The 22412-nt window shown below is 54.7% G+C and carries 22 protein-coding genes and 1 pseudogene; 14 read left to right on the top strand and 9 right to left on the bottom strand.

The window, feature by feature from the left end:
• The 3 genes and pseudogenes from QLG21_RS20470 to QLG21_RS20460 form a co-directional block, all read left to right on the top strand.
• Positions 1-188, top strand: a pseudogene (locus QLG21_RS20470) (hypothetical protein); the annotation flags it as partial.
• A 12-nt stretch (positions 189-200) separates the two neighbouring features.
• Entirely contained in the window at positions 201-458 is a 258-nt protein-coding gene (locus QLG21_RS20465) for a PAAR domain-containing protein (protein WP_220710296.1), read from the top strand.
• Positions 458-1840 (top strand): hypothetical protein, encoded by a 1383-nt coding sequence (locus tag QLG21_RS20460; protein WP_282485115.1) that lies wholly within the window; start codon positions 458-460, stop codon positions 1838-1840. Before QLG21_RS20465 ends, QLG21_RS20460 begins: the two co-directional genes overlap by 1 nt.
• 103 nt (positions 1841-1943) lie before the next feature.
• On the opposite strand, the gene purT is transcribed toward QLG21_RS20460, so the two are convergent.
• The gene (gene purT / locus QLG21_RS20455; protein WP_282485114.1) at positions 1944-3122 is read right to left on the bottom strand and encodes a formate-dependent phosphoribosylglycinamide formyltransferase; all 1179 of its coding nucleotides are present in this window, start codon (positions 3120-3122) and stop codon (positions 1944-1946) included.
• 171 nt (positions 3123-3293) lie between these two features.
• Here purT and QLG21_RS20450 point away from each other — a divergent pair, with 171 nt between their 5' ends.
• Both QLG21_RS20450 and ptrB read left to right on the top strand, forming a co-directional pair.
• Positions 3294-3950 carry a tellurite resistance TerB family protein gene (locus QLG21_RS20450; protein ID WP_282485113.1) on the top strand — a complete coding sequence of 219 codons (657 nt, stop codon included), beginning with the start codon at positions 3294-3296 and terminating at the stop codon, positions 3948-3950.
• An 87-nt stretch (positions 3951-4037) separates the two neighbouring features.
• Positions 4038-6098, top strand: a complete 2061-nt coding sequence (ptrB, locus tag QLG21_RS20445; protein ID WP_282485112.1) for an oligopeptidase B — start codon at positions 4038-4040, stop codon at positions 6096-6098.
• On the opposite strand, the gene exoX is transcribed toward ptrB, so the two are convergent.
• The 3 genes from exoX to QLG21_RS20430 form a co-directional block, all read right to left on the bottom strand.
• A complete protein-coding gene (gene exoX / locus QLG21_RS20440) occupies positions 6095-6757 on the bottom strand; it encodes an exodeoxyribonuclease X (protein ID WP_088208265.1) in 663 nt (220 codons plus the stop codon). The genes ptrB and exoX overlap by 4 nt on opposite strands.
• A 23-nt stretch (positions 6758-6780) precedes the next feature.
• Positions 6781-7431: a carbon-nitrogen hydrolase family protein gene (locus QLG21_RS20435; RefSeq protein ID WP_282485111.1), complete on the bottom strand. Its 651-nt coding sequence runs from the start codon at positions 7429-7431 to the stop codon at positions 6781-6783.
• A gap of 110 nt (positions 7432-7541) precedes the next feature.
• Entirely contained in the window at positions 7542-7772 is a 231-nt protein-coding gene (locus tag QLG21_RS20430; RefSeq protein WP_006176029.1) for a DNA polymerase III subunit theta, read from the bottom strand.
• A gap of 137 nt (positions 7773-7909) precedes the next feature.
• Between QLG21_RS20430 and yobA the strand changes: the two genes are divergently transcribed.
• From yobA to QLG21_RS20405, 5 genes are all read left to right on the top strand, one after another.
• Positions 7910-8281: a CopC domain-containing protein YobA gene (gene yobA, locus QLG21_RS20425; RefSeq protein WP_282485110.1), complete on the top strand. Its 372-nt coding sequence runs from the start codon at positions 7910-7912 to the stop codon at positions 8279-8281.
• A gap of 1 nt (position 8282) precedes the next feature.
• Positions 8283-9152 (top strand): copper homeostasis membrane protein CopD, encoded by an 870-nt coding sequence (copD, locus tag QLG21_RS20420; RefSeq protein WP_282485109.1) that lies wholly within the window; start codon positions 8283-8285, stop codon positions 9150-9152.
• Between the two features lie 14 nt (positions 9153-9166).
• Positions 9167-9505 (top strand): YebY family protein, encoded by a 339-nt coding sequence (locus tag QLG21_RS20415; RefSeq protein ID WP_006176023.1) that lies wholly within the window; start codon positions 9167-9169, stop codon positions 9503-9505.
• Between the two features lie 689 nt (positions 9506-10194).
• Positions 10195-10563 (top strand): NlpC/P60 family protein, encoded by a 369-nt coding sequence (locus QLG21_RS20410; protein WP_282485108.1) that lies wholly within the window; start codon positions 10195-10197, stop codon positions 10561-10563.
• Positions 10563-11060 (top strand): YbjP/YqhG family protein, encoded by a 498-nt coding sequence (locus QLG21_RS20405; RefSeq protein ID WP_282485107.1) that lies wholly within the window; start codon positions 10563-10565, stop codon positions 11058-11060. The genes QLG21_RS20410 and QLG21_RS20405 overlap by 1 nt, the downstream gene beginning before the upstream one ends.
• A 127-nt stretch (positions 11061-11187) precedes the next feature.
• On the opposite strand, the gene QLG21_RS20400 is transcribed toward QLG21_RS20405, so the two are convergent.
• Positions 11188-12144, bottom strand: coding sequence for a VirK/YbjX family protein (locus tag QLG21_RS20400; RefSeq protein ID WP_282485106.1), 957 nt, complete (start codon positions 12142-12144; stop codon positions 11188-11190).
• A 169-nt stretch (positions 12145-12313) separates the two neighbouring features.
• On the opposite strand from QLG21_RS20400, the gene pphA reads away from it, so the two are divergent.
• The gene (gene pphA / locus QLG21_RS20395; protein WP_282485105.1) at positions 12314-12958 is read left to right on the top strand and encodes a protein-serine/threonine phosphatase; all 645 of its coding nucleotides are present in this window, start codon (positions 12314-12316) and stop codon (positions 12956-12958) included.
• A 34-nt stretch (positions 12959-12992) separates the two neighbouring features.
• Here the strand turns inward: pphA and QLG21_RS20390 are convergent, their stop codons facing one another.
• From QLG21_RS20390 to yebS, 4 genes are all read right to left on the bottom strand, one after another.
• Complete coding sequence (locus QLG21_RS20390) at positions 12993-13232, bottom strand: YebV family protein (protein ID WP_006176013.1); 240 nt, start codon at positions 13230-13232, stop codon at positions 12993-12995.
• A 105-nt stretch (positions 13233-13337) separates the two neighbouring features.
• Positions 13338-14780 (bottom strand): 16S rRNA (cytosine(1407)-C(5))-methyltransferase RsmF, encoded by a 1443-nt coding sequence (rsmF, locus tag QLG21_RS20385; protein ID WP_282485104.1) that lies wholly within the window; start codon positions 14778-14780, stop codon positions 13338-13340.
• 77 nt (positions 14781-14857) lie between these two features.
• Complete coding sequence (locus QLG21_RS20380; protein WP_282485103.1) at positions 14858-17491, bottom strand: PqiB family protein; 2634 nt, start codon at positions 17489-17491, stop codon at positions 14858-14860.
• Positions 17460-18743, bottom strand: coding sequence for a membrane integrity lipid transport subunit YebS (gene yebS, locus QLG21_RS20375; RefSeq protein WP_137848820.1), 1284 nt, complete (start codon positions 18741-18743; stop codon positions 17460-17462). The genes QLG21_RS20380 and yebS overlap by 32 nt, the downstream gene beginning before the upstream one ends.
• Before the next feature lie 132 nt (positions 18744-18875).
• On the opposite strand from yebS, the gene QLG21_RS20370 reads away from it, so the two are divergent.
• From QLG21_RS20370 to prc, 3 genes are all read left to right on the top strand, one after another.
• On the top strand, positions 18876-19373 hold the full coding sequence (locus QLG21_RS20370) for a GAF domain-containing protein (RefSeq protein WP_006176006.1): 498 nt from the start codon (positions 18876-18878) through the stop codon (positions 19371-19373).
• 96 nt (positions 19374-19469) lie between these two features.
• A complete protein-coding gene (gene proQ, locus QLG21_RS20365) occupies positions 19470-20156 on the top strand; it encodes an RNA chaperone ProQ (RefSeq protein ID WP_014170612.1) in 687 nt (228 codons plus the stop codon).
• 19 nt (positions 20157-20175) lie between these two features.
• On the top strand, positions 20176-22224 hold the full coding sequence (gene prc / locus QLG21_RS20360; RefSeq protein ID WP_282485102.1) for a carboxy terminal-processing peptidase: 2049 nt from the start codon (positions 20176-20178) through the stop codon (positions 22222-22224).
• The last annotated feature ends 188 nt before the right edge of the window (positions 22225-22412 follow it).

Below are 22412 nucleotides of genomic sequence, written 5' to 3'. Positions count from 1 at the left end.
TAAATGGGGTGCTGGAACCTCATTCTTCGGGTTGGGCCTGGGGGACAGTCTATTTAACGAAACAAGGACTGGTGCACAGCACGCAACAATTTAAGACCAACTGGCAAGATTTACCCGACAGCGTACCCGAAGTGAAGGGATATACCGGCTGGGATCATATGCGCTGTGATATGAATGCGGGGCGATAGGGAGAATAAATAATGAAAGGCGTTATTCGATTACACGATCCGCTGGTAAGCGGAGGTAAAGTCACAAAAGCTTCCGGTGCCGACTTTATGGGTAAGGCCGTGGCACTGAAAGATGATTTGGTGCAGTGTCCGACCCACAGAGGCATTTTCCCAATCAATGAATGTCACCCAACCTGGACCATGAAGGGTCGTGGGGTTGTGGTAGATGGCTGTCATGCGGCGTGCGGATGCGAAATTAAAAGTACCTTGCCCGTTGCGGGAGCAGTGTAATGAGAGCGTGGTGGTTATACAAGAAACAGCCTGACCCCGATACCGATGTACCGGTTGTCGTTATTATACTCATATATGTGATATCCGTCGGAATGGGCCTGCTGATACGGGCTCTTACCTGGCCTGAGACAGAACACGTGACTGCTATATTTTTTGTACCCTCAGTTATTCTGCCTATCTGTATGGTGTCTGTCTTTATTTATACAGGATTCATATTTCACAACGCCACGCTTCACTATTTCGAAACCCGTAAGTTCATTGCAAAAGAAAGGGAGAATAGTTTAAAAGCGTATGCGCGGAAAAACATCGCTATCGCAGCATGGTCTGTAATCACTCCTCTGGAGCAACCTGCACTGAATATGTTGAAGCTGGAAGGGGAATTTCCGCTGGCACCGAAAACGCCGGTTAAGATTCAACTGGAAGGTCGGTTCGATCAAACTCGTGATGAGCAAATTTTTTACCGCTTATTGGCTCCAATGGCTGAAAAGTTGAAGGGATATAACTACCGAATTTTTGAAACTCTTCTCTGGGTTCGTGGAGGGAGTGAGTCCTGCATTGACGAGCTGAGGCGATCTCTGGCGTTGTTGGGGATCGAACATGCCAGTGAATGTAATATTGAGCACAGCGCGGAATGCCCTGGTTACGCACTTATCGGTAAATGGATGAACGCTTCAAATGACAGAGTTGAAAACCGATTGATTGTTATCGTTGATTTGCATCAAGAGGGCGCGAACTCAGCGAGTATGGAAAATGCGAGTGCGTTCCTCCTGACCAGTCATTATATCGGTGAAGAAGGTGAAAAACCGGTGTATCTTTACCAACCTATGTCAGAAGTGACAGATGTAGAAGAAAAAATGGCGGTTTACCTGGCGACGGGCTCCGTGCTTACCCCGAAAAAACTTTGGTATACCGGGCTATCTCGAACGGAAAAATATCCGTTAATACAGGCACTGGATGAAAAAGGGCTGGCGATAGAACGCCTGGATATAGATGTCTCTTTGGGAGAAAAAAGCGCCGGGTATCGGTGGCTGGCGCTGGGACTGGCGACAGATGCAGTTAAATATGCCCAGGGGGAACAGCTGATAGCATATTCGGAAAAAAATAAACTGAGCATAACTGCCCTTTCTTCCAAAAAAACGGATATCCCGGAAAAGCTTATATGGGGTGACTGGAATAATCCTCTTCTTCCAGCAGGCATGGCGGCTTTATTTTGTGTGCTTTCTCTCGTTGCATATCATATTAGTTTTACATCTAAAAATGAGACGCTAACAGGCTGGGAAATCGCTGCGGCGATCATTATACCCATCGTTCTTTTTATTGGCACAGGTGTGTATGTTTTTATAATGAAGACCAGTGAAGCTTACAGGGATGTAGGGTACTGAAAAGACCACGAGAGGTGGGGCTTCTACTGCAGGTGAAGTCTACGTGCAGGATGCAAATGCATAACAAAGCGGCTGGCCACCAATGTGACCAGCTAACTTTTTATTACCCTTTAACGTTCACCGCACTGGCGGCCGTTTTCGCTCTCGCGACCGCATCCTCCACGTTCTGACCGGTGGCTAACGCCACGCCTAACCGACGCGTTCCGTCGATGTCTGGCTTACCAAACAGGCGCACCTGCAAACCGGCACCCACCGCGTTCTCGACGTTATCAAACGTGACGTTCTGGCTGGTCAACTGCGGCAGGATCACCGCCGACGCGGCCGGGCCGTACTGACGGATGCCGCCAACTGGCAGGCCGAGGAAAGCCCGCACGTGCAGGGCGAATTCGGAAAGATCCTGTGAAATCAGCGTTACCATCCCGGTATCGTGCGGACGCGGGGAGACTTCACTGAAAATAACCTCGTCACCGCAGACGAACAGTTCCACGCCAAACAGCCCGTATCCGCCGAGCGCCAGCACCGTCTTGCGGGCGATCTCCTGCGCGCGTTCCAGCGCCAGAGCGCTCATTCGCTGCGGCTGCCAGGATTCACGGTAATCGCCATCTTCCTGGCGATGACCGATCGGATCGCAGAAGTGTACGCCGTCTGCGGCACTGATGGTCAGCAGGGTGATCTCGAAATCAAACTTCACCACGCCCTCGACAATCACGCGTCCGGCCCCGGCGCGGCCACCCTGTTGCGCATAATCCCAGGCGCTATCCAGCTGTGAGCTGTAACGGATAAAGCTCTGACCTTTTCCTGAGGAGCTCATCACCGGCTTAATGATGCACGGGTAGCCAATCTCCTCAACGGCCTGCAGAAAACCGGCTTTGTCGCCAGCAAAACGGTAGCTGGAGGTGGGGAGTTGCAACTCTTCGGCCGCCAGGCGACGAATGCCCTCGCGGTTCATGGTCAGTTTCGCGGCGTTCGCGCTGGGTACGACGCGCTGGCCTTCCTGCTCAAGCGCGACCAGCGTATCGGTGGCGATGGCTTCGATTTCAGGTACCACATAATGCGGTTTTTCTTTGGCAATCAGCGCGCGCAGAGCCTCGCCGTCCAGCATGTTAATCACATAAGAACGATGCGCGACATGCATGGTCGGCGCGTCCGGATAACGATCAACAGCAATCACCTCAACGCCTAAACGCTGGCACTCGATGGCGACTTCTTTACCCAGTTCACCCGATCCAAGCAGCATTACGCGCGTCGCTGCCGGACGCAGCGCGGTTCCTAAACGTGTCATAACTATCCCCCTGAAAAAGTTGCGCGCAGTATAAACGAAAACGTTTGCGTCTGTCTTGTCAGGGGCAAAGGTGACAGGCAAGAAATTTGCGCTTCTTTAGTGCTAACAGACATTTCCTGACGTCCACTCGCTTAGGCTGTGAAGCATGTTCACCGTTAAGCGAGAGAAATCATGTCAGGTTGGTTGAATCAATTGCAATCCATGCTGGGTCAAAAAGCGTCCTCTTCAGGGACGGGCGAGCAGGGGCTCAGTAAACTTCTTGTTCCCGGTGCGCTGGGCGGGCTGGCAGGGCTACTGGTCGCGAACAAATCCTCGCGCAAGCTGCTGACCAAATACGGCTCTGGCGCGCTGCTTGCGGGCGGCGGGGCTATCGCCGGCTCCGTGCTGTGGAACAAATACAAAGATAAGGTGCGTACCGCGCATAACGATGAGCCGCACTATGGTGAGCATACCTCGCCGCTGGATATTCGTACGGAACGGCTGATTCTGGCGCTGGTGTTTGCCGCGAAGAGCGACGGACATATCGACGACCAGGAGCGCACGGCAATTGAACAACAGATGAGCGAGGCGGGCGTCGAAGCACAGGGCAGGGCGCTGGTGGCGAAGGCCATCGAACAGCCGCTTGACCCGCAGCGACTGGCCCAAAGCGTTAAAAATGAAGAGGAGGCGCTTGAACTCTATTTCCTGAGCTGCGCGGCTATCGATATCGATCACTTTATGGAGCGGAGCTACCTTAATGCGCTGGGCGATGCCCTGAAGATCCCTCAGGACGTGCGGGAAGGCATCGAGAAGGATATTCAACAGCAAAAACAGGCCCTGGCGGGCTAATGCTTTCCTAAACTGGCCATGTTTCGCTTGCATCATGCGTGTGTTTTGCCAACCTTATAGGGTGTAAAACTCAAAAGTAAAACGAACATGCCACCGAAAGCCCGACGCACTGCTTACGCGATCACCACGCATGGAGATACGCGTATCGACCACTATTACTGGCTGCGGGACGATACGCGCTCGCAGCCGGATGTCCTCGACTATCTGCACGAGGAAAATGACTATGGCCGTAAGGTCATGGCCAGCCAGCAGGCGCTGCAGGATCGCTTGCTGAACGAAATGGTGCAGCGTGTCCCGCAGCGCGATATTTCCGCGCCCTGGACTAAAAATGGCTATCGCTATCGCCACGTCTATGAGCCTGGCAACGAGTATGCTATCTACCAGCGTCAGTCCGTGCTCAGCGCCGAGTGGGATGAGTGGGACATCTTGCTGGATGCTAACAAGCGCGCGGCCCACAGCGAGTTTTATACTTTAGGCGGCATGTCCATCTCGCCGGATAACGCCATTATGGCGCTGGCGGAAGATTATCTCTCGCGCCGTCAGTACGGCCTGCGCTTTCGCAATCTGGAAACCGGAAACTGGTATCCGGAAATGCTGGACAACGTCTCGCCGGACTTTGTCTGGGCGAACGATTCCGAAACGGTGTACTACGTAAAAAAACATGCCTCCACGCTGCTGCCTTACCAGGTCTGGCGGCATACGGTGGGCACCTCGTCTGCCGACGACGAACTGGTGTATGAAGAAAAAGATGAGACGTATTATGTCAGCCTGCATAAAACATCGTCCCGCCACTATGTGATCATCTACCTGGCCAGTGCGACCACCTCGGAAGTACTCTTGCTTGATGCGGAGCTTCCCGACGCGCAGCCGCTTTGCTTCCTGCCTCGCCGCAAAGATCACGAATACAGCCTCGACCATTTCCAGCACAGCTTTTACCTGCGCTCCAACCGTGAAGGCAAGAACTTCGGGCTGTATAAAACCAAGGTGCGCGACGAGCGCAAATGGGAAGTGCTTATTCCCGCCCGTGAACAGGTCATGCTCGAGGGCTTTACCCTGTTTACCGACTGGCTGGTGGTGGAGGAACGCCAGCGCGGGCTGACCAGCATCCGGCAGATCAACCGTAAAACGCGGGAAGTGGTGGGTATCGCCTTTGACGATCCGGCCTATGTGACCTGGATTGGTTTTAACCCTGAACCTGAATCGTCGCGGCTGCGCTATGGGTATTCGTCAATGACCACCCCTGATACGCTGTTTGAGCTGGACATGGACACCGGGCAGCGTCAGGTGATCAAGCAGGCCGAGGTGAAAGGCTTCGACTCTGACAATTACCGCAGCGAGCACCTGTGGGTGACCGCGCGGGACGGTGCGGAAGTGCCCGTGTCGCTGGTGTATCACAAGGCGCATTTCAGTAAGGGTAAAAACCCGCTACTGGTTTACGGCTATGGCTCGTACGGATCCAGCATGGACGCCGACTTTAGCAGCAGCAGGCTGAGCCTGCTCGACCGGGGTTTTGTCTATGCCATCGCCCATATTCGCGGCGGCGGCGAGCTGGGTCAGCAGTGGTACGAAGACGGTAAGTTCCTGAAAAAGAAAAACACCTTCTACGACTATCTGGACGTGTGCGATGCGCTGGTGGAGCAGGGCTATGGTCATCCCGATCTCTGCTTTGGCATGGGCGGCAGCGCCGGTGGCATGCTGATGGGGGCGGTAATCAACCTGCGTCCCGATCGCTTCAAGGGCGTTATCGCCCAGGTGCCGTTCGTGGATGTGGTGACCACCATGCTGGATGAATCTATCCCGCTGACCACCGGGGAGTTCGAAGAGTGGGGAAATCCGCAGGATGAAACTTATTATCGCTACATGAAAGAGTACAGCCCGTACGACAACGTTGAGGCGAAAACCTATCCGCATATGCTGGTGACGACGGGGCTGCATGATTCGCAGGTGCAGTACTGGGAGCCGGCGAAATGGGTGGCGAAACTGCGCGAGCTTAAAACCGACGATAATCTGCTGTTGCTCTGCACCGACATGGATTCCGGGCACGGCGGGAAATCGGGGCGCTTTAAATCCTATGAAGGGGTGGCGCTGGAGTATGCGTTTCTGATTGGCCTGGCGCAGGATACGTTGCCAGGCCGTGCAGAACGTTAGGCTTCGCCGAGATAGTGCTTCAGTGTTAAGCGCAGCTCCGGGCTCATTCTGTCGAGGTTGTTATACAGCCAGCGCAGATAGCCCGGATCGTTGTCCGCGACTTCGGCTACCGCTTTTCCGCGGTATTTGCCGAAGGTGAAGGTGGTTAACAGCGCGGGGCGACCGGTTATGGTCGCCATATCTTCCGGCGTCCAGCCTGACGTATTCATAATATCTATCAGCAGCGCGGCGGTGATATAGCAGTCATACAGCGCGCGGTGGTGATGCAGCCCCTCCGGCGTTTGGACGCTGAGCTTGCGGGATTTATATAGCGCCATATTGCTGTATTTGATCCCCGGCCACAGGCGGCGCGCGAGCTTCATGGTGCAGATCCACTCCCCGGGCATCTCCGGCAGCACGCGACGGTCGAAGCTGGCGTTGTGCGCCACATACCAGGGGCTACCGTGATAGTGAGGGATAACCTCCTCAATCCAGGGTTTATCCGCCACCATCGATTCCGTGATGCGATGGATAGCCATCGCCTGCGGGCTGATCGGGCGATCGGGGCGAACCAGATGACTCATTGGGTTGACTATCTGTCCGTCGACAACGTCGACAGAGGCCACTTCCACAATCCCGCCCTGAAGATCGCAAGTTTCGGTATCGATGACGCGCAGCATTGAATGCTCCTGACCAAAAACGCTTAGCCTAATGGAATGATATCCCCTTGCCAACCCCGTCTGTCCAGTGAGCCGGTTAACAGCAGTTCCCCTTTATCGGCGCGAACGATGAGCTGCCCTCTCTCATCCCACAGTGCGCTGCCGCTGCGCGCGTTAGCCATTAAGACCGCAATGGCATATTTATGGGCAAAACGCTGTAACGTGCCGATGGACTGACGCCAGCGGTTATCCCCCACGTCCTGACTGCTGGTAAAGAGCGTCGCCTGAGGATCGAGATCGAGGGCGTCTGCCGGGGTTTCGATAATGGTTAACCGCTTTTCACCCGGCGTCAGGCTCGCACCGCTGCCCTGAGGGTAGCGCAGGATCGACTCGCGGTAGGGTGCGAAAAGGGCAAGGCCCTTGTGGCGCAGCCCATGCTTTTCGAGCGGAAGCCCGGCAACAATGGTGATGCCGTAGGTCTGGGCGGCAAGAAGGAGAGGGGCAAGCTGGGTATCGTCCGGCGGCGCGGGAAGCGTCGCCTTGCCGGGGCCAGTGAGCGAGAGCTCCGGGAACACCAGCAGATCGCATTGCAAACGCACCGCCCGATCGACGAAGCGGAGGTGATGTTCAACATGATCGTCAACACTGCCGTGCTGTCGGGCATACTGTGCCGCAGCAATATTCCATCGAGACATCGTGATTTCCTTATACACTGAGTCGCTGTGATCTAAGAATACACCTATTTCTATAAGGTTTTTCTTATCCTGCCACAATGCGCGTAAGGAAGTGTAACGAGTCTTTAATGTTATTTAACTTTAGGCTCGTAAGGCAGACGGGAAAGGTTTACGGAGGCGAGACGGTGCGCAATTAAGCGCTCACGGAACCAGTCGCGCAGGTGTGCGGGCTGTTCACGCTCAACCACCTCTGCCACGATGGGCATGTTATAGCGCTCTTTGAACGCGACGCCAGCGGCGGCGAGGTCGACGTTTACTTTGTCCATCTCCTCCTGAGGAAGGGCAGCCAGATTAGTCTTCATTTCCTTCTCCTTTGTTATGCGGCGGCAACGTTACCGCGATTACACGATGATGACAAGTCAGCGCAGGATGTTCCTCGACTCGGATATTATACAGCGTTATCCTTTGCCATACAGGCATAACAAAAAGGAATGATAAGATGAACGTTTTCTCTTCACGTGCAGTACAGGCGCTGGCTTTCCTGGTCGCGTCCGTTGTGGCACCGTCCGCGCTGGCTCATGCTCATCTTCAGCAACAGACCCCGGCAGCGAACGCCCAGGTTGCGGCACCGCAGCTCCTGACGCTGAGTTTTTCTGAGGGTATCGAACCGCAGTTCAGCGGCGTGGTCGTAACCGATGACCAGCAGAAAGCGGTTAAAACGGGCGCGGTGAAGCGCGATGAGAAAAACAAGGCGCAGCTTATTGTTCCGCTTGAGCAACCGCTGACGGCGGGTACCTATCAGGTCGACTGGCATGTGGTGTCGGTAGATGGCCACAAAACGAAAGGCAGCTATCACTTTAGCGTGAAATAGTATGCTGGCGTCGCTCTATGTTGCGCTGCGCTTTATCCATTTTGGCGCGCTGATGCTGATTTTTGGCAACGCGCTTTACAGCGTCTGGTTTGCCCCTTCCTCCCTGCATCGTCTGATGTCGAGACGCTTTCAGTCTCAGCAGCAGCGTGCAGCCGTCATCAGCCTGACGGCTGCGCTTTTAATGTTTGCGGTTCAGGGGGGGCTGATGGCCAACGGCTGGCGCGATGTGCTCAACCCGGATATCTGGCACAGCGTACTCACCACGCAGTTTGGCGGCGTCTGGCTGTGGCAGATGATCCTTGCCGTTGTCACCGTGGGTGTTGCCTGGCTTGTGCCGCAGAAAGGCTCAAGGCTGTTACTGCTCGCCATGGGCCAATGCGTGCTGCTGGCAGGCGTAGGGCATGCAACCATGAACGAGGGGCTTGCAGGCGCATTGCACCGGCTTAACCATGCCGTACATCTGTTATGCGCTGCCACCTGGGTTGGGGGGCTGCTCCCGCTGCTGTTTTGTATGCAACTGGCGAAAGGGCGCTGGCGGGTTGCTGCGATCTACACCATGATGCGCTTTTCCCGGGTGGGACATTATGCCGTGGCGGGTGTCGTGCTGACGGGGATAGTCAACGCGCTCTTTATTCTGGGATGGGATCTGCCATGGCGTTCGGCGTACGGACAGCTTTTATTGTTCAAATGTGCGCTGGTGGCGATGATGGTGGTAATTGCGCTGGCGAATCGGTATTTTCTGGTGCCACGCTTTCGTTCGGATGCCGGGCGAGAACAACAGATTTTTATCAGGATGACACAGGCAGAGGTTGTTCTGGGTGCGCTGGTGCTGGCTACGGTCAGCCTGTTTGCCACCTGGGAACCTTACTGACAAGGTTAAGACTTATGAAAAAAACAGTGCTTTCTCTTTTACTGCTGGCCTGCACCGGGAGTGCGCTGGCGGCGCCGCAGGTTATTACCGTCAGCCGTTTTGAGGTGGGTAAGGATAAGTGGGCATTTAATCGCGAAGAGGTGATGCTGACCTGCCGTCCAGGCCACGCCCTGTATGCGATTAACCCCAGCACGCTGGTACAGTACCCGTTGAACGATACTGCTAAGCAGCAGGTTGCCAGCGGGAAGAGCAACGGCCAGCCCATCAGCGTGATTCAAATTGATGACCCGGCAAATCCAGGGCAAAAGATGAGCCTTGCGCCGTTTATCGCACGCGCTGAAACGCTCTGCTAGCCTTCAGGTTTCCAATAAAAAAAACCGCAGACGCTGATGCAGCACTGCGGTTTTCTTGTATTTATTGATGCTCTGACGCTTTTTTTCAGGCCACTTTTGCTGTGGACTGGAAAACCTGGCGTCGTCATCTATTCTTAAAGTGCAAGGCGATTGAGCCTGCATTAATGCCAACTTTTAGCGCACGGCTCTCTCCCAAGAGCCATTTCCCTGGACCGAATACAGGAATCGTATTCGGTCTCTTTTTATCGATTTGTTTCTCAAGGGATTTTTCTGTCTTAACATGAAATCCCCCGAAAATGACTCGAATATTCCATATCCTGTCTTAACCATAACATACTCTGCACCACGTACGTCCAGGTATTTGTTGGTCATTGTTAAATTTTTGTGGCCAAATACCGCTGAGTAAATTCCTCTCAGCGCTCCTTTTCATAGAGCCTGCTCGCCAGACTTCTGATCTCATGGAAAGGCGGTGGCTCAGGGCCGAATTTTAATGCAGTTGAGTCTCTTATTTCTGCAAATGTCAGGTGAGTCCGGCAGGGTATTCGCGAGGGTGCACTGCACAAGTACCCCTGTCAGATCGCCGTATTTAGAAATTGTTGGAATCAGACGTAAAATCAGCATTTTTAAACCCTTTCTTTAATTGTGGTTAATGTGAAAATTCCGCTATAAATCACTTAAGGGAACTAAGAATGGGCTGGAAAAAAGACGTTGCGATTTCACATCTTCGGTCACACGCGTTAGGCCGTTCACATCACGAGTGCGCCACTTTTACACGCGAAGCGATTCTTGCTGGAGGCATCCGGCTCGACAGGACGCAAAATGCAAAAGATTATGGGGCATCGTTGCTTCGTGCGGGATTCAGTGAGGTTCTGCCGGGTTCAACACCGCTGGCCGGTGATGTAGCCGTTATTCAACCTTACGCCGGAGGAAACTCCAGCGGCCACATGACGATGTATGACGGCACTCAATGGATTTCCGATTTCCGCCAGCGCTCTATGTATCCGGGGCCGGGATATCGCGCCGCGCAGCCTGCCTTCAAAATCTACAGGATGAAGTGATGCGAACAGCAATTATGTTATGCGCATGCCTGCTTTCTGCTTGCTCTGTCAGGCCTGATATAAGTGCGACTGAACGGGTGCGTGCTTTTTACGCATCATACCTCCCGACGCTTGCAAGTAGTGATAGGCAATATCCGCAAACTGAAATGCGAGATTATGTCTCTGCTGACACGATTACGAGAATTGAGCAAATCGATTCGATACCTGAGCAGGATCTGATTGAGTCTGATTACTTCGCTTATGCGCAAGACTATGATGAATCATGGGTACAGGCGTTAGACGTTGGCCAGGCCAAACCATTCATGGCGGGGGAGGTTTTACCCACCTGGATCGGTATCCAGGACGGCAAGAAATTAGAACTGGAAGTATTCCTTCGACGTGAAGATGGCGCATGGAAGATATACAGGGTCCGGGATGTCACTAATAACTTCGAACACCCTATATTCAGTGCCGGAGCGATCGCCCGGGCGAAAGCTGCAGCTGAAAGCGGCCTGTAACCATAATATTACTCATGCCCTGGCATCCGCCGGGGCTTTTTTTGCCTTTGCGGAATGTCAGTCATGCCCTACAAACAGGCCGCCTCGGTAGTATTCATTAAGTTTTTACAACCCAATACTGAACTGATCATCCTCGTGCTGGTTGCCAGCGCGCGTTTACCGCGGCGTCGATCTGATCCAGCAGCTCGAAGCGGCGGCGGTATTCGGCCCGTTTTTTACTCGCAATGTCGTCCAGCGATTTGCGCTTGATCGCCAGCGGTAGCTGCCAGCAGAAGGGGGACACCCTTTTAGCGTCCAGGCTTTCCCAGAATTCGTCGTAGCTGGCGTGGAAATGTCGCCCTTTACTCAGCCGGTAACGCAACGCCCGGAACACATGCCCCTCATCGCTGACGGCAAAAATGGCGGTAATGCGTGTCTGCTTAGCCAGCGTCAGCAGGGCTTCCATCAGCACGCGTTTCGGGAACAGGCCGTGGCAGGCGCGGGTGGCTTGCTTGATCACGTCGTGGGAAACGTGGCGACGAGGCCCCTGCAGGCCGCCAATGACTATCACCGGTTGGCCCTTACTGCGGGCCACGCTGAAGGTCAGGCTGGCGAGCAGCGTGTTGTCGTTGTCGCGCAACCACAGCGTGCTTTCACCCTCACGCTCGGCGCTCAGGGCAGATGAAGCATTAAGGGTATAAACGGCATCGTTTTTCGCCTGAAACTGCGCGATGGTCTGCTCTTTCGGGCTACTCAGCGCATGGGCAAGCGTGGGATCGTTCAGCCCATCGATCCAGTGATAGTGGCTTATCACCGCGTCGGCGCGATCGCTGGCGTTAAGGCCGCGCATCAGATACTGGCGATGCGTCTTGCTGGGTAACGTAATCTGGGAAGCGAGAAGTCTGTCAAAATCATCCCGGCTGGATAATGCTTCCAGCATGCGATGGGTGGATGACCAGAAAAGGAGCGAGCGCAAAAAGAACTTGAGCCGATATTCGCGTTTTTGCCAGATGGGGCCGGGGACGAGTTTTCCTTTCACCAGTTCGGAGATGATATGAGTACGATGTGGATAAAGCACATCGTTTTGCAGGTGGATGTTTGACACGTGATGACCTCTCGTTTTATTCGCTTCCTATTCTAGAGGGGGGATATAAAGGGATTAATAGCGCGCGGATCTTTATTTCCGTTTGGTTTACGGTTTGTTGGGATTTGTCAATCTCAGGCTTATCTGATGCTATTTTCTGAGGCGGCTATACTTTCTTTGAGGGGGCATTATGTATCAGCGAAGAAACGGTGTGGAGTGGCGCCACGTCTGGGTAGCGGGTGACATTCACGGCTGCTATCAGACACTTATGGACGAACTCAAGCGCCGCCATTTTAATCCTTATGAAGATTTACTCATCTCCGTGGGCGATATTATAGATCGCGGTCCGGACAGCCTGAAATGCCTCCAGCTGCTGCATGAAAAATGGTTCTGCGCGGTGCGGGGTAATCATGAACAAATGGCCCTCGACAGTCTGGAAAATAATGATTTTTCACTCTGGACGCTGAACGGTGGAATGTGGTTTTCGCGGCTCGATAAAGCCTCGCAAAATCAGGCCATCACGTTATTAGAATCGTGTCGAACGCTGCCATATATTATTGAGATACCCTGCGCGAATGGCCTGAACGTTGTCGCTCATGCAGACTATCCGGCAAAAGAATATGTCTGGAACCAACCCGTCAGCGCGCAACGCATAGTGTGGGATCGGGACCGGTTGATGGGGTTTATGGCAGGCAAAGGGCAGGGCATTAGCGGCGCGGACCATTTTTGGTTCGGGCATACGCCTGTTGATCGACGCTATGATTTTCACAATCTGCATTACATCGACACGGGAGCGGTCTTCGACGGTTACTTAACGCTGGTGCAGTTGCAGTAATAAATAACCCGCCTTCGGGCGGGTTCTCTTTAGGTCAGGCAAGACGCAGGACCCAGGCATCGGTTTTACTGTCGTAGTGCTCGCGGTAAAGGACGGAATGTTCGCCATCAAGAATGGCCGGCACGCTGGTGTCAGCGTCCCAGGCGTCGAGTTGCATACACAGATCCGGGTCGGATTTGCAGGGGATACTTAACGTTCGATCGCCTTGTGCTTCGCCGCGCAACTCTGCGTCGTCGATTTCGAAAGCGCCAATACGCACGCTGGTTTTCGTCATAGTGCTCTCCGGGTTTGGGTTAAAAATCTGGTATGACCAGTACAGTCACCCAGTTTTTAGCGTAGCCAAGGAGAGCAAAATCGCCAGTAAAAAAATGCGCTTTTTTTAGTCGGTGCGATCGTTACCGGTAAACAAACGCCCGTCGCGCACCAGCTCACGCGGATAGCTGTTCTTCAGCCGCGAGCCGACTTTTTTTGCCAGCCCCAGCGGATAGCCCTGATAAGTCACGATGACCTCATCGCGCGCCGGGGTGTTTTCCGGGTAAACGTCGCGTCCGCGGTACCACTCTTCAGCTTCCTGATGCGTCAGGGCAAAGGTATTCTCGTCTCCGGCAAGAGCAATCACCGCTTCGTGCTGCCAGCGATAGCCTTTGTTGTGAACTTCCGCCAGGCGAATACCGAGGCGGGAGAAACGCACTTTGCCAATCAGCGGCTCAATGTTGGCCGGGAAAAGCCAAATCTCTTTGTCGCGCGACCAGAGGTGCAGGCTCTCGTCCCAGACCAGGCCAACCTGGCTTGCCGCCTCCTTAAGCTGCGCGGTTTCACGGCCCTTAAGCTGGGCGAAAGGAAATTTCCCCACCTTGAACGACGGCGCAGGCAACGGAGGAACGGCGTGAGTTTTGCGTAACCGTGCGACGAAGAAGCCTTCACAGTCGTAAATCTGTGGGAAGACGTGGAGGAAGCCTTCCGGCGTTGCGGACTCTTTTGCCGCGTTAAACAGATCGTCGAGCGGGAGAAACTCCACAGCATCGGGATACTGAGCTTTCAGCCACAGGCAGACGTCTTCATTTTCGTCGCGGTTAAGCGTACAGGTGGAGTACACCAGCGTTCCGCCGGGGCGCAGAGCGTGGAAGGCGCTGTCGATCAGCTCCCGCTGCGTGGCGGCAATGTCCAGATTGCTCTCCACTGACCAGTTTTTTAAGGCATCGGGATCTTTACGCACGACGCCTTCGCCGGAGCAGGGGGCATCGAGCAGGATCGCATCAAAGGTTTCAGGCAGGGCAGCGCCAAATACGCGGCCGTCGAAGTGCGTCAGCGCGACGTTATGGATCCCGCAGCGGCTGATATTGGCGTGCAGAACTTTAACGCGGCTGGCGGAGAATTCATTGGCAAGAATGGCCCCCTGATTGCCCATCCGCGCCGCTATCTGGGTGGTTTTGGAACCCGGCGCAGCGGCGACGTCCATCACGCGAGCAGGCGAATTATCGTCGGCAAAGAGCGCGGCGACCGGCAGCATGGAGCTGGCTTCCTGAATATAAAACAGACCGCTCAGATGCTCGGCAGTGCTGCCCAGCGGCAGGGCCTCTTCGTCATCGCGCTCGATCCAGAACCCCTCTTCGCACCACGGAACCGGCGTCAGCTGCCAGCGGTAGGGCGAAACCAGTTCAAGAAAGGCCTCGACGCTGATTTTCAGGGTATTGACGCGAATGCTGCGGCGCAGCGGACGCTGGCAGGCAGCGATAAAATCGTCAAAGGAGAGATGAGCAGGAAGCGCCTCGCGCATCTGCGCCAGGAATTGTTCAGGAAGAAATACGGAGTTTTGAGCCACGGGCACACCACAGGGAATCATTCAGGCGCGCAGTGTAACATAAAGGCTCCGGCGCGTTGACACCGGAGCCTGCAGGATTAACGCGGCAGAGCGGTTCCCCACTCGCGCCACTCTTTCGGTTCACTCTCCAGCAGCAGGAAGTGTTTACCCGGCTGCGCTTTCGGTGCCAGTGGCGTGCCTGGCGGGGTTGCAAAGGCAATACCGCCACGAATGAACTGGTTGAAGGTGCCGGTTTTCACCACGCCGCCCGTCAGCCCGAAGTCCAGCGAATAGCCTGAGGCCAGCCAGAACACCGAGTTGTTGCGCACCAGATGCTGGTAACGTTCGCTGATGCGCAGCGTCACCATCACGCGATCGGCAAGCGAGCCGAGCGTCAGGCCGGTCACGGTGCCTACCTCCATGCCGCGGAACAGGACCGGGGTACCGATGTTCAGCGATCCGGCCTCCGGCACCTCAACCACGATACTCAGCCCGTCAAGGTAGCGGGAGTCCGTGATGGTGGCTTCCTGCAGCTCAAAATCGCGACGCGCGTTGCCACGCCCCGGTTCGACGTTGATGTACGGCTGCAAAATGGTGTCAAGATGTTCAACGCCCGCCGCCGAGATTTGCGGTGTCACCACGGAGAAACGCGTGCCGGTTCGGGCGAAGGTCTGCACGTATTCCGGATAGAGTACGGCGGTTGCCTGTACTTCATTTCGCGCAGTAATCAGCGTCAGCTTCTGGATCTGCCCGATATCGATGCCGAGATAGCGGATCGGCATGCCTTCGGCAAGCTTGCCCGCATCAAAGGCGTGAAGCGTAATCTGGCCCCCCACGGCGCGCGCAGCCGTTTCGGACGGGAAGAGAATACGTTTGTCACCTTTGCGTAAATTGCCCCCCGCACCCGTTAGGTTGTCGAAACTGATTGCCCCGCGCAGCGCACGCGAAAGAGGGGAGGCCTGCACGGTCAGCCCGCTGCCGTTAAGCTGCACCTTAGCCCCGCCTTCGGCCCAGAACACGCTGTTTGGCGTCAGCAGTTTGCGGTACTCGGGCTTGATGTGCAGTTCAATATCAAAGGCTTCGGAGCGGGGACGTACGGTAATGACCTCGCCCACTTCAAACTTACGATAAAGCACCACTGAGCCGGCCTGCACGTCTGGCAGGGTTTCCGCCGTTAAGGTCAGCGTGGTGGTCGGCAGATCGCTCAGGCTGTTTTCAATGGCTTTATCCAGGTTGGCATACAGAGGATAACTGTCGCGCAGCGGCCCTTTGTTACCCGGCAGGATCCGGACCCCGCCGTTAACCCATTCGCTGGCGCTGGCGCCAAGGAACTCAACGCCGTCGAGGCCGACCTTCACGTCCACGCGGCTATTAACGACAAACTTGCTGTCACCGTGCACCAGGTCGCTGTACTTCGGATCGATGGCGGCAGAGAACGAGACGCCTTTTTCGGTGAGCTTGCGCTCCAGCACTTGGCCGACCTGCACGCCGTGTAAAATCAACGGCTGGCCCGCTTCGATCCCGTAGCTTTCCGGGGCGGTCAGCGTCACCGTCACCACGCCCGGTTTTTGCAGAAGGGCTTTATCTGCAGGAGCGACAACAAAGTTATTGCTCGGCTGGCCTTCACCCGGGATCAGCTCAAAGGTATTGCCCGTCAGCAGGCTGCTGAGGCTGGCATCGTTCAGGGACAGTTTGGGGCTGCGCATTTCGATACGGGTTTTCTCCCGCAGGAGATCGACCACGCTTGGGTCGACGGTCATCTCGCCGGTGACAGAGCCACCCGGATTGAGCGTCATTTTGGTGAGCTGGCCCACCTCCAGCCCCTGATACATCAGCGGGGTGGAACCGGCTTTCAGCCCTTTGGCGTCCGGCAGGGCGAGCTTAACGATCACCCCGCGTTGGCTATGGGCGAGGTCCGCATACAGGCCAAAGGTGTCATCGGCGGCGGCGGGGCTGGAGTTTTCCGGCGAGTCAAAGGCGATCGCGCCATTGACCAGCGCCGCCAGACTCTCGAGTTTGACCTTCGCGCCGCTCAGGCTCAGATCTGCATCCACGCCTGAGACGTTCCAGAAGCGGCTGCCTTTTTTAACCAGATTGGTAAAGCGCCGCTCAATCAGCACATCAATTGTGACGCCCTGTTTGTTGGGGTTAATCGCATAATCGTAAACGCGGCCCACGGGGATTTTGCGGAAATAGACCAGCGAGCCGCTATTCAGCGAACCCAAATCCGGAGATTGCAGGTGGATCATCAAATCGCCGTTGTTGAGACGGTATTTCGGCTGCGTGTCCAGCGCGACGAAGTGATCCTGCGGTTCCCCTTTGCCCGGCATCATGCCGATGTAGTTCCCGCCAACGAGCGCATCCAGCCCGGACACGCCGGCCAGCGACGCTTTCGGCGTGACAAGCCAGAACTGGGTTTCGCTGCGCAGGGCATCCTTCATATCAGACTTGATGCTGGCGCTGACCTGAATTTTATTCAGCCCCTTACCGAGCTTGATATCCTGAACGGTTCCGACTTCCACCCCCTGGAAGCGCACCGGGGTGCGCCCGGCCACAATGCCGTCGGCGGACTGGAAATCAATGGTGATGGTATTGCCGCGATCTTCATAGCTCGTCCAGATGAGCCAGCCTGCAATCATCAACGCGATGACGGGCAGCAGCCAGAAGGGCGAAATACGGCGTTTTGTTTTAATTCTCGCTTCAGTCTGCGAAGCGGGCGTTTCCTGACTCATGTGCGTCCCAAAGTAAGCGGCTGTCCAGCCATTCCACTGCAAGAATAGTCAATATCACCGCAGAGCCGAAATAAAAAGCTGCGGGTCCCATAGTAAAAGCAAGGAGCTGATCGCGATTGATGAGCGACATCATCAACGAAATCACAAACAGATCCAACATCGACCAGCGGCCAATCCAGGTAACGAAACGCAGAAGCAAGATGCGCGTACGTAATCCTTGTTCACATTTGAAGTGAATGCTGATGAGTAGCGTAAACATCACCATCACCTTGGTAAACGGCACCAGAATACTGGCGATAAAGACAATCGCCGCCACCCCGACGTTGCTGTGGCCAAGAGAGATAATACCGGAAAGGATAGTATCTTCCTGACGGGCACCGTTCACATAAATCACGGAGATAGGCAGCATATTTGCCGGGATCAAAAACACGATCGAGGCAATCAGCGCCGCCCAGCATTTTTGCAGGCTGTTGTTGCGCCGCAGCCTCAACGGGATGTGGCAGCGCGGACAACGACCGCGCGCATCCGGCAGGCCGGTGTAATGGCAGCCCAGACAGACGCGAAGATTTTCATCAGCCCGTGTTGCGGGGCGCTGGGGATAAAATCGTTCCCACAGCTGCTCAACGTTCAGGTGAATCAGGGTCAGAATGCTCAGCAGTACCAGCGAGATAAAGGCGAAAAGCCCAATGCCGGGCTGCAGAAACGCGTAATCCTGCACCTTGATGGAGGCAACGCCAATGCCCACCAGATAAATATCCAGCATCACCCACTCTTTCAGCTTGTCCAGCATGAGCAACACGGGCCGCAGATTCATGCCGAGAATGTTGCCGAACCACAGATATGCAATGGCGGCCACCAGCACCAGCGGGGCGCCGATAGTGCAAAACAGCACCATCGCTGCGGTGAGCGGGTCGCCCTGACGGGTCATCTGCCAGATACCCTGCACCACGTTTGCATCGATACGCACGCCGAGAAGGTACAATTTCAGCAGCGGCTCGCTCCAGGCAAACGGCATCAGCAGCAGCATGGCCGTTGCCATTGCCGCGAGTCGGGTTAACGACCAGTCGCGCCCGTCCCGGATTTTGGCATCGCAGCGAGGGCAAAAAGCACTTTGATGCGATTTCATCTTCGGCAGCATAAAAAGCGTATCGCACTGGGGGCAACGCTGATAATGTGCACGGGGCAAAGCTTCGCTTACCGTATGGACGGTGATCTTTCTTGTCGGCGTAATCCTGGGTATTTTTATGGGCATCTGTCGCGCACGGATAAGTATTGTTGAACGTTATATTAACTCATGATTTGATTCATCTTGAGCATGAGCGCATTTAATGCTTATTTTAATAGCCTATGCGGTAAATTTGTAAGACAACTAAGTGATTGAATAATGAACAAATCAGAATTCTACGCGGATCTTAATCGCGATTTTCAGGCATTGATGGCAGGTGAAACCAGCTTCTTAGCCACTCTGGCAAATACTAGTGCATTACTGTTTGAACGTCTCTCTGGCGTGAACTGGGCCGGTTTTTATCTTCTTGAAGATAACACGCTGGTGCTGGGTCCCTTCCAGGGAAAAATCGCCTGTGTGCGTATTCCGGTTGGCCGTGGCGTATGCGGGACGGCGGTCGCGACTAACCAGGTCCAGCGCGTAGAAGATGTCCATGCTTTTGATGGCCACATTGCCTGCGATGCTGCCAGTAATTCTGAAATCGTCCTTCCGCTGGTCGTGAAGGGGCAGATTATGGGTGTCCTGGACATCGACAGTACCGACTTTGGCCGCTTTAGCGCTGAAGACGAGCAGGGGCTGCGCGAGCTGGTCGCGAACCTGGAAAACGTGTTGGCAACAACCGATTATCAAAAATTCTTTGCGAGCGTCGCAGGATAATCAACGGATAACGTAGCATTTACTGATAGCGTCATTATAATGACGCCTGTTCATGCCTGCGCTTGTTGGCAACGTCCGTTGTAATCAGGAAATTTCATGGAAAATCAACCTAAGTTGAATAGCAGTAAAGAAGTTATCGCATTTCTGGCAGAGCGTTTCCCACAGTGCTTCAGCGCTGAAGGTGAAGCTCGCCCCCTGAAAGTCGGTATTTTTCAGGATTTAGTCGCGCGCGTTGAGGGTGAGATGAATCTCAGCAAAACCCAGCTTCGCTCTGCCTTACGTCTTTATACTTCGAGCTGGCGTTACCTGTACGGTATCAAAGCGGGCGCTACCCGTGTCGACCTCGACGGCAACCCTTGCGGTGAGCTTGACGAGCAGCACGTAGAACACGCGCGTAAACAGCTGGAAGAAGCGAAAGCTCGCGTTCAGGCACAGCGTGCTGAGCAGCAAGCGAAAAAACGCGAAGCCGCCGCGGCAAACGGCCAGGAAGAAGCGCCTCGTCGTGAGCGTAAACCGCGTCCGGCACCGCGTCGCAATGATAATAACGATCGCAAACCGCGTGCTGATAAACCAGCAGCTAAAGCCCCGCGTGCGCCTCGCGAAGAGCCGCGCCACACTCCGGTTTCGGACATCAACGCGCTGAGCGTGGGTCAGGCACTGAAAGTGAAAGCGGGTAACAATGCAATGGATGCCACCGTTCTGGAAATCACCAAAGATGGCGTTCGTGTGCAGCTGACTTCTGGTATGTCAATGATTGTACGCGCAGAACACTTGTTGTTCTGAAACGGAGGCCAAGCCTGGCATGAACACTTTTTTTAAGCTCACCGCGTTAGCGGGCCTGTTTGCTATAGCAGGCCACGCTTTCGCAGTGGACGATATTACGCGTGCTGATCAAATTCCGGTGTTGAAGGAAGAGACGCAGCACGCGACGGTGAGTGAGCGCGTGACGTCGCGCTTCACTCGGTCGCACTATCGTCAGTTCGATCTCGATCAGGCCTTTTCGGCCAAAATTTTCGACCGCTATCTGAACTTGCTGGATTACAGCCATAACGTGCTGCTGGCCAGCGACATCGAAAAGTTTGCCAAACGTAAATCCGAAGTGGGTGATGAACTGCGTTCCGGCAAGCTGGACCTGTTTTACGATCTGTATAATCTGTCGCAGCAGCGCCGTTTTGAACGCTATCAATACGCGTTAAAAGTGCTGGAACGTCCGATGGATTTTACCGGCAACGACACCTTTAATCTGGACCGCAGCAAAGCGCCATGGCCGAAAGACGAAGCCGAGCTGAATGCGCTGTGGGACGGTAAAGTCAAATATGACGAGCTGAGTCTCAAACTCACGGGCAAAGACGAGAAAGAGATTCGTGAGACGTTAAACCGTCGCTACAAATTTGCTATCCGTCGCCTTGCGCAGACCAACAGTGAAGATGTGTTCTCACTGGCGATGACCGCGTTTGCCCATGAAATCGATCCGCATACCAACTATCTCTCCCCGCGTAATACCGAGCAGTTCAATACCGAAATGAGCCTGTCTCTGGAAGGTATCGGCGCGGTGCTGCAGATGGACGATGATTACACCATGATCAACTCCATGGTGGCGGGCGGCCCTGCAGCGAAGAGCAAAGCCATTAGCGTTGGCGATCGCATCGTGGGCGTGGGTCAAACCGGACAAAAAATGGTTGATGTGATCGGCTGGCGTCTTGATGACGTCGTCGCGCTGATCAAGGGACCGAAAGGCAGCAAAGTGCGCCTTGAGATCCTGCCTGCCGGGAAAGGCACCAAAACCCGTATCGTTACCCTGACCCGCGAGCGCATCCGTCTGGAAGACCGTGCGGTGAAAATGTCGGTGAAAACCGTCGGGAAAGAGAAGGTGGGCGTGCTTGATATCCCGGGCTTCTATGTTGGGCTGACCGACGATGTGAAAGTGCAGCTGCAGAAGCTTGAGAAGCAGAATGTCAGCAGCGTCATCATCGACCTGCGCAGCAATGGCGGTGGGGCGCTGACCGAAGCCGTTTCACTGTCTGGCCTGTTCATTCCGTCTGGTCCGGTGGTTCAGGTGCGCGATAACAACGGTAAAGTACGTGAAGACGCCGATACCGATGGCGTGGTGTACTACAAAGGCCCGCTGGTGGTCTTAGTGGATCGCTTCAGTGCCTCTGCATCCGAAATCTTTGCCGCTGCGATGCAGGATTATGGCCGTGCGCTGATTGTGGGTGAACCGACCTTCGGGAAAGGCACCGTACAGCAGTACCGTTCTCTCAACCGTATTTACGACCAAATGCTGCGCCCGGAATGGCCTGCACTGGGGTCGGTTCAATACACCATCCAGAAGTTCTACCGTGTGAATGGCGGCAGTACGCAGCGTAAAGGCGTTACGCCGGACATTCTGATGCCAACAGGTACGGAAGAGACGGAAACGGGTGAGAAGTTTGAGGATAACGCGCTGCCGTGGGATAGCATCAACGCTGCCACCTTCGTCAAGTCTGGCGACATGACGCAGTTTGGCCCGGCCTTGCTTAAGGACCATCAGGAACGCATCGCCAAAGATCCGGAATTCCAGTACATCATGAAGGACATTGCGCGCTTCAATGCCCTGAAAGAAAAACGGAATATTGTCTCTCTGAACTACGCTCAGCGTGAGAAAGAGAACAACGAGGATGACGCGACGCGTCTGGCGCGGGTTAACGATCGCTTCAAGCGTGAAGGCAAACCGCTGCTTAAGAAACTGGACGATCTGCCGAAAGATTACCAGGAGCCGGATCCGTATCTGGACGAGACGGTGCATATCGCGCTCGACCTGGCGAATCAGGAAAAAGGCAAGCCAGCACTGCAGCCGACACCGGCAAAATAAATACCCAACAGGCACAAGAAATTGTGCCTGTTTTTTTTAGTTCTGCAACCTCCCGTCAAACTGACCTTCAATTGTGTAAAGTTGTGTCTTTCTGGTGACTTACGCCCCCCGAATCCTTGAAAATAGCCACAATACCCATACGATGTGGGTAATCGCATAGTGCGCTTTGTTAAACTGAGGTTAAAAGA

The organism is Enterobacter sp. V87_3, assembly GCF_029967835.1.
Taxonomy (GTDB): Bacteria; Pseudomonadota; Gammaproteobacteria; order Enterobacterales; family Enterobacteriaceae; genus Enterobacter; species Enterobacter cancerogenus.
This window is presented reverse-complemented; position numbering and strand designations above follow the sequence as displayed.